This is a genomic window from Pseudoalteromonas sp. S4741 (assembly GCF_005886135.1).
In the GTDB taxonomy this organism is placed as follows: domain Bacteria; phylum Pseudomonadota; class Gammaproteobacteria; order Enterobacterales; family Alteromonadaceae; genus Pseudoalteromonas; species Pseudoalteromonas tetraodonis.
The window spans coordinates 43,605-58,568 of the sequence record NZ_PNCN01000031.1 but is presented as its reverse complement, the minus strand read 5'-3'; the positions used below and the strand labels follow the sequence as shown (position 1 = coordinate 58,568).

Sequence of the window (14,964 nt, the reverse complement as noted above, 5' to 3'; positions counted from 1 at the left end):
TTTTTACTCAATAATGAGACTATTAACGTAATACTTTTACACGTTTAATAGATTTTACGTGTGCTTCAACGCGGCGATTTTCAGCATGCGCTTTTGCCGTATTCGCTTCATTTTTAAGGCGTTCTTCACCTAAACCTACCGCTGTAATGCGATCTTCTGCAATACCATCAGCAATTAGCTTTTTAGCTACTGCATCAGCACGTTTTTTAGATAACCATTTATTGTAAGACGCTTTACCTACTGCAGACGTATGACCTTCAAGAAGCACTGTTGTATCTGGGTACTCTTTTAAGAAAGTCGCTACTTCGTCAATATCATTTAAGTACTGCTGCGAAACTGAAGAATCATTGTTAGGGAATGTTACTAACAAGCTTACTGTTACTTCAGTATCTTCATAAAGTGTACAACCATCGCTACCAACAGCATCTGTCATAGGTGTATTGGCACATTTATCATCTACATCAGGGATGCTGTCTTTATCTGTATCAGCAAGTGCTACCGGCACAGGAACAATTTCTGGCTCTGGTGCAGGCTCAACCGGTGTTACTGGCGCCGATTTTTGACCAAAGAAGTAGTTTATACCTAATTTAGCGCCAACATCTGTGTAGCCTTTATCTAAACCTTGGTAAACACTGGTTTCAGCATTAACAAAAAAGTTGTCTGTAACAAAGTGTCGGTAACCTACACCTGCGTTTAAAAACGTGTTGTCATCAACAACATCAATATCTTTCAGACCAAATAAACCGTAGAAAGGACCGCCACCAAAGTGGTAAAGTGCATCGATACCATAACGTTCGCCGTCAATATCGTTGCGGTTGTTCAATACTTTGTCGTGAGCATTAAAGTCTAGGTCTGCGTACTCTAAACGCGCACTCCAGTAATCATTAAAGCGGTAGCCTAATTCAGCACCCCAGCCTGTTGACTCATTAACGTCAAGGCCAGCTTGCTCACGCATGTTTTTCCACGAAGCATCGTAATAATCGCCGAATGCACCGATGTAAAAGCCTTCTTGCTCGGCTGCGAAAGTAGATGCGCTAGTTGCAGCTAACGCAATAGCCATTGTAAGTGATTTTAATTTCATTGTTTTCTTCCCATTTTAACAACTAAAAATATAGCTAAGCATTGCTAGCTCTTCTAACTTACTTATATAGTAACTGAGTCTTTGTTAATCAATGCTTAACGCAAATATATTTTTTCAATATCTAGGATAATAAAACTAGCTCATAAAAAATGTCGATGAACACAGGCTAGCTCAAAAAGCAAACAATCGCTTTAAACCCCACACGATTACTGGCCTTTATGGAGTTATGGTATCACTCGTTCATAGTTTACTCTATGAATGAACATTGCAGGAGTAAAAAATGACCTTTTATATTCATTTTAAGATGCAACAAACAATACTTAAGTACCACAAAAAGTACGATAATTCTTATCATCTTCAGGCGGCTGTTGAAACTCTGTAGCTTGCATATTGCTTGTGTAAGGGCTCGACATCACTTTGCTAAAACGACTGAGTAGCTCACTATCCCCATGCGTAGTGTACTGAGTAATAATATCTTCAATAATATGATTACGGGGAATCACACTTGGATTTGCCTGTCGCATTATATTATAACTATGCTCGTTAGTTCGTGTTTGCCATTGCTGTGCCCACGATACGAGTGCTGATGGTATTTGCGCTTGTCCAGTTAACGATTCAGTTAACGCATTAAAAGTATTGGTATAATCAAGCTGGTGTTGTTTTAATAACCCTAGTAACTCTCCCACCAACTTATTATCTTTATCATCCGCGACTGTTAACCCTAACTTTTGCGTCCACATAGCGCTAAATTGTTGGTTAAATTGCGTTGAAAAGCCCTCAATTAAAGGCGTCATCAATGCCACCGCTTGCTCGTCATCATCACTGATCAGCGCCATTAGACTCTCTGCTAAGCGGGCACAGTTCCAACTTGCCATGTTTGGCTGATTACCAAACGCATAACGCCCTTGTTTATCAATAGAGCTAAACACGGTATCAAAATCAAACAGGTTCATCATGGCACATGGGCCGTAATCTATGGTTTCACCACTAATTAAGGTGTTATCGGTGTTCATAACACCATGAATAAACCCCACCCTCATCCAACTTACGACTAATTTGACTTGGTTGGCGATCACTGCAGCTAAAAAATCTAAATAACGCTGAGCACCAGTGCTGTTAATCTCGGGATAGTGTCTTTGAATGGCTAAGTCGGCTAAGTTTTTTAGGCTAGTAACGTCACCTTGAGTGGCTAAATATTGAAACGAGCCCACCCGTATATGACTGCTGGCGAGTCGGGTTACAATAGCACCTGGTTGAGGTGGGTTGCGATAAACGGTTTCGCCACTGCCAACCACGGCTAAACAACGCGTTGTTGGAATGCCAAGCGCGTGCATAGCTTCGCTCATTACGTACTCACGAATAGCTGGACCTAATGCACAGCGGCCATCGCCTCCGCGCGAAAATGGCGTAGCACCAGCGCCTTTTAATTGAAGATCCCAAAGCTGATTTTTATCATCGCTAATCGCACCGAGCAAATGCGCCCTACCATCCCCTAGTCGCGGTGAAAAGTGACCAAACTGATGACCAGAATATCCCAGTGCCACTGCAGAAATCGCTTGGGGTTCATTACCGCTGAATATATTTGCTCGTGAATCGGCACTCACCTGTATATTAAATTGCTTAGCTAGGGGCTCATTCCATAACAATAACTGTGGCGCTGCCACTTTAGCCGGATGATCGCTAATAGCAAAGCCGTCACCAATATTGGTATACCTTGGCACTAATTTCATGATTAATCCTATTGTTGTTGGCTTATTCCTACGCGATTGTCGCCGACACCATAAGCGACAATTAAGCTTAGCTCTTGCATACTTAAACCGCTTTGCTGCTGCAGTTCATTAAAAAAAGCTTGCGCGGCATTTAATGATTTTTTGGTTTGTAAGCCGCCATCTATAATTTTGTGCGCACGTAAATAGCTCTCTACGTCTCGGGATAATAAAAAGGTGTCTTTCCCTAATGCACGCAAAGCATAAGGACCGGTATTGCCCCCTAAACGCGCACCCTGTTTTTTCAAATATGCCCACAAACCAATAATATCTTCACTTGGCCAATTAGCTATAAACTGACTAAAACTACCATGCTGTTGCGCAACTTCGTGGATCATATATGCATTTTCAGTAATAGTTTTTACTTTTTTATAGTTGCGTACAATCCGCTCATCACTGGCTTTTTGCTCAAGCATATCCGGTGGCATCATCAGTAACTTTTCAACATTAAAATCCCAAAAAACCTCTCTAAATCCTGCCCATTTACTATTGATCACCGACCAATAAAAACCACTTTGAAATACCTTGCGAGTAAATTCTTCTAGCCAATCATCATCACTTAATGTGCTGAGTTGCTTTGTTGATAAAGGTTTTGCGAGTAACAACTTAAGCATTTTTTCAGAGCCCTTTCGCTCCACTGCTCGCTTATAAATATCGCTAAATTTTTCCATCTGCTTAATACCTTACTTCTACTGTGAGGTTAGTGTACGAGAAAAGCAGCCAATACGTAATAACAGTCAATCAGGATGAATCAATCTGAATTTAGTCACTTGACACCTAGACGGCTAAAATGGTTTAATCGCCGCACTTACCCTATTACATTGTATTTGCTAACTGGCTTTTCAAGTAGCGAGTACAAAGGGCTAGAAGAGGTGCGTTATTCAGGTAGCGTATGTTAGGAGCGCAAACTCCAATGAGCATACGTGAGGGGAATTAACGCCGAGAGGTAACACTTTTTGTGAAAGATTACTTCGGGCGACTAGGTTGAATCCTAGCGACTGTCACCAATAACATATTTGGTGGAGAGCTTCTGGTCTTAGTATAATAAGGCCGTGCGCCCTATTATTTAAGCCCATTCGCTCTTCGAATTATAAACACATTCAAAGAGTCAGGCATCCTAAATACCCGCCAAAAACTCGACGAATGCCCTGTAAGTTCGTGAGAGATGATCAACAACTTCAATATTAACAATTTCCATTTATGGACTGCGCTGATCACCCCATTTGATCAAAATGGCCTAGTTGATTACGCAACCTTAAACACCTTAGTGGCCGAACAAGAAGCTGCTAACAATGGCATTTTACTGCTAGGTAGCACCGGCGAAGGGTTAGCCCTGACCCTAAAAGAGCAGCAAGCCATCGTAGAGCATGTCTGCCAATTAAAACCGAGTGTCCCCCTAATGGTCGCAGTCGGTGGTAGTAACTTAAAGCAGCAGCTTGAATGGGTTAACTACTGCAACCAACTGCCTATTCATGGTTTTTTACTTGGCTCGCCTTTGTACGCCAAACCCGGTGCAGTGGGGCAAACGCATTGGTTTGAAAGCCTGCTCAATGCCAGTTCTCATCCGTGTATGCTTTATAACGTACCAGGACGTAGTGCGGTTAGCATTCCCATTGCAACCATTGAAAACCTCAAACAACATAAAAATTTATGGGCACTGAAAGAAGCCAGTGGCTGTATTTCTCAATTTGAAGCCTATCGACAAGCAGCGCCTGAACTAGCTATTTTTAGTGGTGATGATGCCCTCATGCCTTATTTTGCCCAAGCAGGTGCAAAAGGTTTAGTGTCGGTTGCAGCCAATGCATGGCCAGTGCAAACCCATGAGTTTGTAAAGCGCAGTTTAAGCGGCCAACACCCTAATCTTTTTGTCCAGTGGTCTAGTGCTATCAATAGCTTATTCTCAGTAGCCAACCCTATCCCAGTCAAAGTGTTAATGCATTTACAAGGGCGTATTGGCAGTCCGTATCTACGCCCACCTTTAACACACCTTGAGTTGACACACACCGATGACATTTCATCGGCAAACAACACCATTTTATCTTGGCATTAAATACAGGTTTTTATAATGAACTGGTTAGAACTATTAAATAATTTAGAAACGGGCGCAGTTCGCGCAGCAACACAAGACGAAAACGGCCAATGGCACGCTAACGTAGAAGTAAAGCAAGGCATTTTAGAAGCCTTTAAAAACGGTCAAAACACCGAGTTTTCTGGCGGTTTTGTTGATAAACATAACTTAGCGCCGCAAAGCTTTGAAGCCACAGCAGGCGTTCGCATGGTACCCGGTGGTTCAAGTGTGCGCCGTGGTGCACATGTTGCCAAAGGCACTATTATTATGCCACCTGCGTACGTAAATATTGGTGCATTTATTGACGAGGGCACTATGGTAGATAGCCACGCGCTCGTAGGGTCGTGTGCTCAAGTAGGTAAAAATGTGCATTTAAGCGCCGCGGTACAATTAGGGGGGGTACTTGAGCCCATTGGTGCCAGCCCTGTGGTTATTGAAGATGATGCCTTTATTGGTGCAGGCTGTGTGATTGTTGAAGGCGTGGTAGTTAAAAAAGGCGCGGTACTTGCTCCAGGTGTTCGCTTATCTGCAACCATCCCTGTTTATGACTGCGTAAATGAGCGCCAGCTTGATAAAGGCGAAGCTATCCCTGAATACGCGATTGTGATCCCTGGATCTCGCCCTGCGTCAAACGATTGGGCGCGTGAGCAAGGCTTAAGCATGTCGTGTGCGTTAATTGTTAAATACCGTGACGAGCAAAGTGACGCGTCATTATTGCTTGAAGAGGTTTTACGTTAATGACCTTTTTGAGCACGCCCGTTAAAAGCGCTATTGATAAGCTATCAACTGAGCTTGATACGCCCTTTTTTGTTTATGATCTTGATTCACTAAACACACATTTAACGCGTTTAGTAGCACAAACCGAGGTAAAACTCTGGTATGCAGTTAAAGCGAACCCGTTATCTAGCGTGATCCAACGCTTAAATAACGCTGGTTTTAACTTTGATGTTGCAAGTAAAGGCGAGCTTGAGCAAGTCCTCGCTCAAGGAATTAACAGTGAACGCGTGCTCAACACGGGGCCTGCAAAAAGCCCTAAACAAATTAAGCACTTTATTGCGCGTGGCGTACGCACCTTTGTGGCAGAAAGTCTCAATCAGGTGCGTTGGTTAAACGAACAAGCCAATGCCCAGCAGTGCCAGTTGCAGGTTTTGCTGCGCGTTCAATTACGCTGGCCCGAGGGTGATAAAAACCCGCTAGGGGGCGATAGTCTTACTCCATTTGGCTTAGGGTGCGACGAGTGGCAGGCGCTAAATACCAGTGACTACTGTGCACTTAATTTTGACGGTCTGCATATTTTTCAGTGGGGCAACATGCTTAGCAGCGACAAACTTGCTGAACTGTGGACACAAATGATTACGCCGTTAAGGCAACTTGCTGAGGATTTAAATATTAACCTCAAGGTGCTGGATTTAGGTGGTGGTTTAGGTATTCCCTATACGCTTGATACGCCCACTCTAAGTTGGGATGCACTCATAGAGGCGCTTGCAAAAATTAAATGCGATGCGGGGGTTACTGAGCTGTGGATGGAACTAGGTCGCTACGCTGTAGGCGAATGCGGCCACTACGCCACACCTGTTGTTGAGCGCAAACTAAATTACGGCCAACAACAGGTGATTATGAGCGGCGGCATTAATCATTTATTGCGCCCTGCGGTCACCAGTCAAGATTTCCCTGCGCGTTTGTTACGAGATTCAAACGCAGCAAATCAAGCAATGAGCCTATACGGCCCCTTATGTACTGCACTTGATTGCTTAGGAGAGCACCAATTACCCAGTGATTTAAATGAGCAAGACTGGTTAGTGTTTAGTCAATGCGGTGCCTACGGTTTTACCGAAAGTATGCCGTACTTTTTATGTCATGAGCTGGCCGGTGAATATGTTATACACAATGGCGTATTGAGTTGCGTGCGACAAGCAGAAGATGCAAGCCACTACTTGAGGTAAAAAAGATGAATAACACCACAGCTATAAGCCAAGAAAACATTGTAGTTGGCGAAGTCGCAAACGGACTACCACTGACTATTCCTGTGTATCGTTTAAAAGGAGATGGCACCGGCCCAAGTGTGTATGTACAAGCAAATATGCATGGCGCAGAAGTGCAAGGCAACGCGGTAATTTACCAATTACTTGAGCAACTAAAAGCACTTAATTTAAAAGGTGATATTACCTTAGTTCCTTACGCTAACCCCATTGGCTGTAATCAAAAGTCGGGGGAATTTACCCTTGGCCGATTCGATCCCATTACGGGGACTAATTGGAATCGCATGTATCACTGCAATAATAAACTTGCATCACAGTTTGCAAAGCAGTTCAGCGATGCCGATGATAAGATTCTGAAAACAGCCTTTAAAGCCGCGTTAATTAATGACGTTGAGCAACAACTCAACGGCCCTGATTATCGTTTAACAACGGGGAAACGGATTGCGCTAAACTTACAAAAATTGGCGCATCAAGCAGATATAGTTTTAGATTTACACACCGGCCCTATTTCTAGTCAGCACTTATATTGCCCTGAGTATGCGACCGATAGCGCGCGTTACTTTAATATTCCCCATGTGCTGGTTATTCCTAATGACTTTGATGGCGCAATGGATGAAGCAAGCTTTTGTCCATGGTGGCAGCTTAGTGAGCAACTTGCTCAGCAAGGGCGTGAATTTAACGTGCAAGTTGAAGCCTTTACGGTAGAACTTGGCAGCCAAGAAAAAATCGATTTAAGCGCGGCACTAGACGATGCCAATAGTATTTTAAGTTATTTAAATCATAAGCAAGTATTTGTTGATGCCCCCTACAAACCAAAATTGATGACAAGATATGGCTGCCAACTAAATGATTATATCGCTTATTACGCCCCCATGGGTGGCATGGTCGAATACCTAGCACCTCTTGGCGGGCATGTTAAAGCTGGAGAACCCATTGCTAAAATACTGCGAATGGAGCGCTATTTAAGCGAACAACCGCTGCAAACCCTAAGCTTCGATCTCGATGCAATTGCGATATTGCATTTTGCCTCAGCGAGTGTGAATCAAGGTACCGAGCTGTATAAATTTTTTACCAACGTCTTTGAGCTTTAGCTCACCCCTTCTCATTGCGTGAGAGTTAGCTAGTAAATAACTAGTTACACAGTAAAAGCGACTTAGGTCGCTTTTCTTTTTAAAGTATTAAAGTTCAGGACAAATTCACCGTTTATGTGTTAAAAAGGCGCTATAATTAGCAAAATACTGACTTCCCTCACTTACAAAGGAATTATAATGAGTTGGCGCCATTGGATACTACTTTCTACATTACTCAGCACAACCGTTGTTGCTGAAGAAACAGCGAATAACGAGCAAAACAATGAACTTGAGCTGGTAAAGCAATGTATTTTAAATGAAGTGATCGGTGGAGACGGTAAGCAAACCCTCGATCAATTACGTAAAAAGTGTTCTGCCGTTGAAGAAAGCAAGCAGCTAACGGCTATCGACAAACGCCAAGCCCGTGAAGCGGTTGGTAAAAAAAATCGTAATGTAATTACCCCGCATAGACGTAATTATATTTTACCTGTTTCTTATATGTCGAACCCAAACACTCGCCCGTTTGATGGATTTGCAGAGTTAACCGATAAAAAAGATGGCGACCCACTTGATAACTTAGAAGCTAAATATCAGCTATCAATTAAAGTGCCTTTGTATGATGAGTTTGCCGACTCAGACCAAGCTATATTTTTTGGCTTTACTTTGCAGTCATACTGGCAAGTATATAACGACGATATTTCCTCTCCTTTTCGTGAAACCAACTACGAGCCAGAAGTATTTTGGATTAATTACTTAGACCCTGAAAACGTTTTATGGGGCGATGAAATGGCAATAGCCATTGGTATTTCGCACCAATCTAATGGTCGTAGTCAGCCAAACTCGCGTTCTTGGAATCGCATTTATGCCGATTTCATTTGGGAAAAAGACGGCTTTGTATTTAGCTTTAAACCTTGGTATCGCATTCCTGAAAACAAAAAGCCTGCGCCGCTAGATGCACGAGGTGACGATAACCCTGATATCTATAAATACATGGGTTACTTTGAATTTGGTGGCGCGTATCGCTTTCACGATCATGAATTTAGTTTTATGATCCGTAATAATTTAAATTCAGATAACCGCGGGGCAATTCAGCTTGATTGGTCATTCCCTCTATGGGGAAGAGTACGTGGCTATGCACAGTACTTTAATGGTTATGGTGAAAGTTTAATAGACTATAACGCCGATATTGAACGCTTTGGTGTGGGTATATTACTGACAGATTTACTGTAAAAAACGCTTATAAAAAAAGCCAAGCAACTCGCTTGGCTTTTTCGTTTATTTTATCACTTTTTAACCACAAACTGCCCTTCAAACTGGGCAACTACTTGGTCACCATCAAAAATGGTTACTGGTACTAAATAGCTCGCCTTACCCGCCTCTTGTAACTCCATTAAGTTACCTTTACAGGTTTGAATATCAACACAGCCTTTAGGATCGGTATTCAGTGGTTTTAAATATTTAATATTAGCATCGGCTAACACTATATTGCCCTCAAGTCCGGCTTCTTTTAATGCTAAATACGTTGCTCCCCAACCCGTTAATGTAGCTAGGCTATAAATAGAGCCCGCAAACATGGTGTTGTGTAAGTTTAAGTTAGCATTTAAATCTGCACGAGTAGTAAATTGCCAATCTGTGTAACTTTCTACTTTTATTCCCATAGCATCACTAATGGGGATTGATTCACGCCATGTGTTTTGCAGTACTTGAGTCCAATTAGGGTGGCGAAACCAACCTGGCTCACTCGGTTTGAGCTTAACCATTTTGTAATGCTGTACATCACCATAAGCCAAATGTGCTTTTTCTTTATTTTCATAGCCATGGCGCTGATAAAATTCCAGAGCACGTTCACGAGCAAACAACACTAATTCATCAGCATCTTGATTCCACGCTATTTTTTCTAGCTCATGTAGTAAACGGCTACCAATATGTTGATTACGGTTACCCTCTGCAACCGCCATATAACGTACTTGAGCTTGTTGCTGATTATTAAAGTGCAAACGAGCCACACCCAATACTTCACCCGCTTTATTTTTAATGAAGCGATGCTCAGCCTCTTGCTCTAAATCGTCTTGCTCAGAGCCCCGAGGTTCGCCCCATGGGGCACGTAAAACCTGCCAGCGTAATTGGTAATAGGCTTGCCAGTCTTCACTACTTTGTGGGGTGCTCACTTGAAACATACATACTCCATAAATTAAAAATGTAAAATATTACGCTGTGCATTTTGTGAAAAACACCATACTCGATCTGGGTAAAACTGCAAATAAGACTTTGGTGCTGAGAAAACAGCTGTAAAAAATTAATGACAAAAGCCGTTGCGATTTACCTCTGCTGGTTTATGCTCAATAGCATGAATAAATATATCCATTGCAGTAGTGGCCTGATCAGCCAACATTTTATTGAGCATAGTTCATCGCTAGGCCAGTTACTTTATTGGCATAATCAGCATGGTGAGCACATACAAGTAAGAGAGTATCAACAACTTCGCTGGCTACTCATTAATAACACCTTGCAGTCTGTTATTTTAAAAGCAAAACCACATGCATTGCTGTTTCCGCACCTTGCTTATTTAGCAACGGCTTGGCAACAGCTACCTGCGCCTAAAAAAGTACTCGAACTGGGGTTAGGTGGCGGTGCCATTCGTAATTACTTATTAGAGCAGTATCCTCAAGTGCAGGTTACTTCAGTAGAGAAAAGCCCCCATATTATTGACTGTTATCAACAATTTTTTGCCCCCAGTGAACAACAACAGATTCATTGCGAGGATGCGCAAACAATTTTAAAATCAGCAGAGCAGATGGACTGGGTTATTTTAGATTTATTTAGTGAATTAGACGCCCCGCGATTTTTATTTGATTCATGCTTTTATCAAACAATTTATGATGCACTTGCTCAACAGGGCGTATTATTTATTAACTTTTTATCGCAGCACTCATCACAACTTACTCAGTTACAACATGTACTACTGACTGTATTTGGGAAGGCTATTAGTATTCAAAAAATTACCGGCTTTGTTAATCATATTGTGATTGTAGAAAAAGCACGTTAAGCGGTTAAATTAAAGGTAACCGGCCCATCGTTACATAAACTCACCTGCATATCGGCTGCAAATTCACCGGTCGCGACCTTAATACCGAGTAATTTAGCCTGCTCTACAAAGTAATTATATAGCGCTTGCGCTTGGTCTGGTGTAGCTGCCGATGAAAAGCTAGGCCGCATGCCTTTTTTTGTATTGGCTGCGAGCGTAAATTGCGATACGACTAACAGTTCGCCTTGTATGTCTTTAAGGCTGAGATTCATTTTATCGTTTTCGTCATTAAAAATACGGTAATTGGTGACTTTGTGTAATAGTTTATCAGCGCTGCTTTCATCATCTTCTTTTTCCACCCCCAGCAATAATACAATGCCTTGTTTAATTTCACCGACAAGCTGTTGGTCTATCACCACGTTAGCGTGTGTTACTCGTTGAATTAATCCCTGCATTTACTCTGTATCCTCTGCTTGTTGATCTTTTTTATTGTAATGCTTCATGTTAATACACACCGTGAATTCAGCGCCTAGTAGCACCACGACCCACGACAAGTAAACCCATACAAACAAAATGGGAATGGTTGCTACCGCACCATAAATCACTTCGTATGATGGAAAATGGCTAATGTACAAAGCAAAGCCTTTTTTGGTTAGCTCAAATAACATGGCAGCAAATAGCGCACCGGGAACGGCCGCCTTAAACGAAACGCGAGTATTAGGCACTAAGGTGTAAAGCATAATAAAACCAGCCATAGAGATAGCGTACGGTAGTAGCTTTAACAAGAAACCACTAAACCCTGGGATCCCTTGATCGGCAAACGATACCAACGACACAATATAAGAGGTGACACCAATGCTCGCACCCAGTAACACGGGCCCTAAGCTGAGTACCATCCAATATACGGCAAACGATATCATCATCGGGCGTTTTTTCTTTACTCGCCAAATACGGTTTAGCGTGGCATCTACATTACGAATAAGTAGCAAGGCAATGGCTGCTAAAAAGCCAATACCTACTGCCGTCATTTGATTGGCATTACTAGCAAACGAGCTAATATGCTCTTTAATGACACCAGAAGAGGTGGGCACAAAGTTAGTAAACAAAAAGCTCTCAATAGCTAAACGAGTCGACTCAAATCCTGGAAAAGCAGAAAATATTGCTACACCTACAGCAATAAGTGGGACTAACGAAAGTAAAGTAACGTACGCTAAATACCCTGCATTAATGGTTATTTGATCGTCAATACAGCGATTAAAATATTGCATCCACCAGCCTGGTTGCAGTTTTAAAAACGCCTTAACTTGCTGTTTGTAATGGGAGAGCTTATCATTCATACAATTAACTTTGTTGGTGAGCTTTTGATTATAATAACAATCAAGGCCATAATTTACAGCATTAACACTCGTAAATAGGAATTCAGATGAAAAAACAAACATTTTTAGGGACAACCATACTTGCGTTAATGCTGATGCTCTCTGGTTGTCAGTCTGCTTATTATTCGGCAATGGAAAAAGTAGGTGTTCATAAGCGTGATATTTTGATTGACCGCGTAGAAGAAACAAAAGACTCACAACAAGAGTCTCAACAAGAATTTCAATCAGCACTTGAGCGTTTAACTACACTTATTAATTTTGATGGCGGTGAATTGCAAGATGCTTACAATCAACTTAATGACGATTACGAGTCAAGCCTTCAAGCGGCAAACGAAGTATCAAGTAATATTAATAAAGTTGAAGACGTAGCAGAAGCTTTATTTGATGAGTGGAATGATGAGTTAGAGCAATACAAAAGTGCCTCACTTAAGCGTGAAAGCAGCAAAAAGTTAGCAGCAACACAACGTCAATTCGACCAGTTACTTCGCTCAATGCGCAGCGCCGAGAGCAAAATGGAGCCGGTATTATCATCTTTAAAAGACAACGTATTGTATTTAAAGCATAACTTAAATGCGCAAGCGGTAGCGGCTATCAAAGGTGAATTTACTAACTTAAAGCGCGATATTCAGTTATTAATGAATGATATGAACAAATCGATTGAAGACTCAAATAAATTTATTGAGCAAATGAATAAATCCTAAATATTTAACCTATTAAACTGAGCCCGCTAAAAATAGCGGGCTTTTTTATACACACTTTTTGTTACTTTTTTGTCCTTTTTTAGCAAACTGCTTTTGTTACACTTTCAGTAAAATAAAAATAACAACTAAAAATGAATTATGAAAATACATACACTTAGCTTAATCATCGCCTCCAGTGTGCTCGTTGCATGCAGCACTGCGAATAATATTGAGGTTATTGCAGGCCCTGATACAGTTATTCCACTTCATCAACAAGGTGAGCAAGCTGGGCGCTACCACAACCTCTACCCAGGCAAAAAAAGTTATCCTGTTAGCTGTGAAACTGATTGCTACCCAAAAAACAATAACTTAATTTGTGAAACAGAGGCTGAAAACTGCCAATATCAAGGTAAGCAAAAAAATCCGCAGGTTAATGCGGGCTTTACTATTCGTTGGCTCGGACACGCAGGCTTTGTGATCAAAACCCCGAATGGCCAACAAGTTGTATTTGATCCCGTAAAAGAGCAATTTGACTCGCCTATTGATTTAGCTTTTCGCCTTACTTCAGGATTTTATCGCAAGCCTGGCGACTGGCTCACAGACAATGAATTGAAAAACTTAGTCGCCGTTATGTATTCTCACATTCACTACGATCATTTCAATAAAGCCGATATTGAAGAAATTGGTAATCAGCCTCGCTACCTAACCCCCCTTGGTATGGCTGATAACTTTCCAACAGGTGGCTTTAACATTAGTGAAATGGCATGGTATGCAAAAACTAAAATTGATGATTTAACCATTCATGCGCTACCTGCGCATCATTTTAGTAGTCGTGTTTTAGTGCCTTTTATTTATGAAGATAACAATAAAGACCTATGGAATGGCTGGTTACTTGAGCAAAGTGGCAGCACTTTATTTTTTGCAGGCGACACTGGTTATTCAAAACACTTTAACGATATACAGCAAAAATATGGCGATATCGATGTGTGCTTAATGCCTATTGCCTCTTATTACCATAAAGAGAACGGCAACTGGTACCGTTATGTACATACCACTCCTGAGGATGCATTAACCGCAGCACAAGCGCTTAACTGTAAAGTAATGATACCGTGGGGCTATGGTAACTCAAGTTGGAAGATGGGCGATCACAGCAGCCACTCTGCACTACTGCGCTTATTGCATATGCATAAAAAAATGAACTCGAAGATCCCTCTGTATATTTTAAATGAAGGTGAAAGCATCCAGCTTTAGTTAGTCATTTACACAAAATGCGTTTACATAATTAGTAATAACCCCCTCACTGAACTATCTTTAATTAACTAAACAGTCAGGGGTTTTATGTTTCTTGTGCGACTCATTTACGCCAGTAAAATAAGTAGTGGTTTGGGCCTGAAGATATAGAAAATATTTTACAAAATGCGCGAACCTACAATGTAAAAACAAATGTCACCGGCATGTTATGTTTTAGTAATGAGTACTTTTTACAATGCCTTGAAGGCTCCAAAACCGCTGTTAATAATACCTATCAACAAATATTAAATGACAAACGTCATCACAATGTAATTATGCTCAACTAACTGCAAACGCAATACCACTGCGCCCTATAACATCACGTGGGAAGTGGCAATAAAACTCTACCCGAATGATTATCAACAAGGCGCACAAAACACACCGATTAAGTTAACTGAAAAACACCTCATTGGTTTTATGCTCGCCTACTGCGATAACGATGGTAGCGAAGTACGCGAACGCTTTATGGGCTCCCATGAAGTACAACCAGTCAATGGTGACAGAAACCGTGGGTTTATAGATGCAGACGTATTTGGCAAAATCACCCTACTGCCAAAAAGTAAGTAACCATTAATACAATAGTTGAAAACTTAGGTTGGGCTGAGCACAGCGAAACCAAGCAAAAAGTA

15 protein-coding genes, 1 pseudogene and 1 riboswitch are annotated in these 14,964 nt (G+C 41.6%); of the genes and pseudogenes, 10 read left to right on the top strand and 6 right to left on the bottom strand.

From position 1 onward, the window contains the following. Nucleotides 1-22: 22 nt before the first annotated feature. From CWC30_RS05530 to CWC30_RS05520, 3 genes are all read right to left on the bottom strand, one after another. Entirely contained in the window at nt 23-1,081 is a 1,059-nt protein-coding gene (locus CWC30_RS05530) for an OmpA family protein (RefSeq protein ID WP_036980962.1), read from the bottom strand. A gap of 320 nt (nt 1,082-1,401) precedes the next feature. Continuing rightward, a complete protein-coding gene (locus tag CWC30_RS05525) occupies nt 1,402-2,811 on the bottom strand; it encodes a protein adenylyltransferase SelO (RefSeq protein ID WP_138626631.1) in 1,410 nt (469 codons plus the stop codon). An 8-nt stretch (nt 2,812-2,819) separates the two neighbouring features. Beyond that, nucleotides 2,820-3,518, bottom strand: coding sequence for a DNA-3-methyladenine glycosylase I (locus CWC30_RS05520; protein WP_036980958.1), 699 nt, complete (start codon nt 3,516-3,518; stop codon nt 2,820-2,822). Between the two features lie 188 nt (nt 3,519-3,706). Further along, a riboswitch (Lysine riboswitch) is annotated at nt 3,707-3,885 on the top strand. Between the two features lie 127 nt (nt 3,886-4,012). On the opposite strand from CWC30_RS05520, the gene dapA reads away from it, so the two are divergent. From dapA to CWC30_RS05495, 5 genes are all read left to right on the top strand, one after another. Next, nucleotides 4,013-4,897, top strand: coding sequence for a 4-hydroxy-tetrahydrodipicolinate synthase (gene dapA / locus CWC30_RS05515; protein WP_036980956.1), 885 nt, complete (start codon nt 4,013-4,015; stop codon nt 4,895-4,897). 15 nt (nt 4,898-4,912) lie between these two features. Further along, complete coding sequence (locus tag CWC30_RS05510) at nt 4,913-5,653, top strand: 2,3,4,5-tetrahydropyridine-2,6-dicarboxylate N-succinyltransferase (RefSeq protein WP_138626630.1); 741 nt, start codon at nt 4,913-4,915, stop codon at nt 5,651-5,653. Continuing rightward, nucleotides 5,653-6,858 carry a PLP-dependent decarboxylase gene (locus tag CWC30_RS05505; RefSeq protein ID WP_138626629.1) on the top strand — a complete coding sequence of 402 codons (1,206 nt, stop codon included), beginning with the start codon at nt 5,653-5,655 and terminating at the stop codon, nt 6,856-6,858. The genes CWC30_RS05510 and CWC30_RS05505 overlap by 1 nt, the downstream gene beginning before the upstream one ends. Before the next feature lie 5 nt (nt 6,859-6,863). Continuing rightward, nucleotides 6,864-7,985: a succinylglutamate desuccinylase/aspartoacylase family protein gene (locus CWC30_RS05500; protein WP_036980950.1), complete on the top strand. Its 1,122-nt coding sequence runs from the start codon at nt 6,864-6,866 to the stop codon at nt 7,983-7,985. Between the two features lie 177 nt (nt 7,986-8,162). After that, entirely contained in the window at nt 8,163-9,194 is a 1,032-nt protein-coding gene (locus CWC30_RS05495) for a phospholipase A (protein ID WP_138626628.1), read from the top strand. A 53-nt stretch (nt 9,195-9,247) separates the two neighbouring features. Here CWC30_RS05495 and CWC30_RS05490 read toward each other — a convergent pair whose 3' ends face one another. Further along, nucleotides 9,248-10,141 carry a bifunctional GNAT family N-acetyltransferase/hotdog fold thioesterase gene (locus tag CWC30_RS05490; RefSeq protein ID WP_008108405.1) on the bottom strand — a complete coding sequence of 298 codons (894 nt, stop codon included), beginning with the start codon at nt 10,139-10,141 and terminating at the stop codon, nt 9,248-9,250. Nucleotides 10,142-10,263: 122 nt separating this feature from the next. Here CWC30_RS05490 and CWC30_RS05485 point away from each other — a divergent pair, with 122 nt between their 5' ends. Next, a complete protein-coding gene (locus CWC30_RS05485; RefSeq protein ID WP_036980944.1) occupies nt 10,264-11,010 on the top strand; it encodes a spermidine synthase in 747 nt (248 codons plus the stop codon). Here the strand turns inward: CWC30_RS05485 and dtd are convergent. Both dtd and CWC30_RS05475 read right to left on the bottom strand, forming a co-directional pair. Next, nucleotides 11,007-11,444: a D-aminoacyl-tRNA deacylase gene (dtd, locus tag CWC30_RS05480; RefSeq protein ID WP_033102725.1), complete on the bottom strand. Its 438-nt coding sequence runs from the start codon at nt 11,442-11,444 to the stop codon at nt 11,007-11,009. The genes CWC30_RS05485 and dtd overlap by 4 nt on opposite strands. Next, nucleotides 11,445-12,326, bottom strand: a complete 882-nt coding sequence (locus CWC30_RS05475) for a virulence factor BrkB family protein (RefSeq protein WP_138626627.1) — start codon at nt 12,324-12,326, stop codon at nt 11,445-11,447. A gap of 86 nt (nt 12,327-12,412) precedes the next feature. Here CWC30_RS05475 and CWC30_RS05470 point away from each other — a divergent pair, with 86 nt between their 5' ends. From CWC30_RS05470 to CWC30_RS05455, 4 genes and pseudogenes are all read left to right on the top strand, one after another. Continuing rightward, a complete protein-coding gene (locus tag CWC30_RS05470; protein ID WP_013463802.1) occupies nt 12,413-13,066 on the top strand; it encodes a DUF2959 domain-containing protein in 654 nt (217 codons plus the stop codon). A gap of 138 nt (nt 13,067-13,204) precedes the next feature. Beyond that, nucleotides 13,205-14,296, top strand: coding sequence for an MBL fold metallo-hydrolase (locus tag CWC30_RS05465; RefSeq protein ID WP_138626626.1), 1,092 nt, complete (start codon nt 13,205-13,207; stop codon nt 14,294-14,296). 146 nt (nt 14,297-14,442) lie between these two features. After that, the gene (locus CWC30_RS05460; protein ID WP_349654448.1) at nt 14,443-14,622 is read left to right on the top strand and encodes a BLUF domain-containing protein; all 180 of its coding nucleotides are present in this window, start codon (nt 14,443-14,445) and stop codon (nt 14,620-14,622) included. After that, nucleotides 14,618-14,902: pseudogene (locus CWC30_RS05455) on the top strand (sugar-binding protein); the annotation flags it as partial. The gene CWC30_RS05460 and the pseudogene CWC30_RS05455, both read left to right, overlap by 5 nt. Nucleotides 14,903-14,964: the final 62 nt, after the last annotated feature.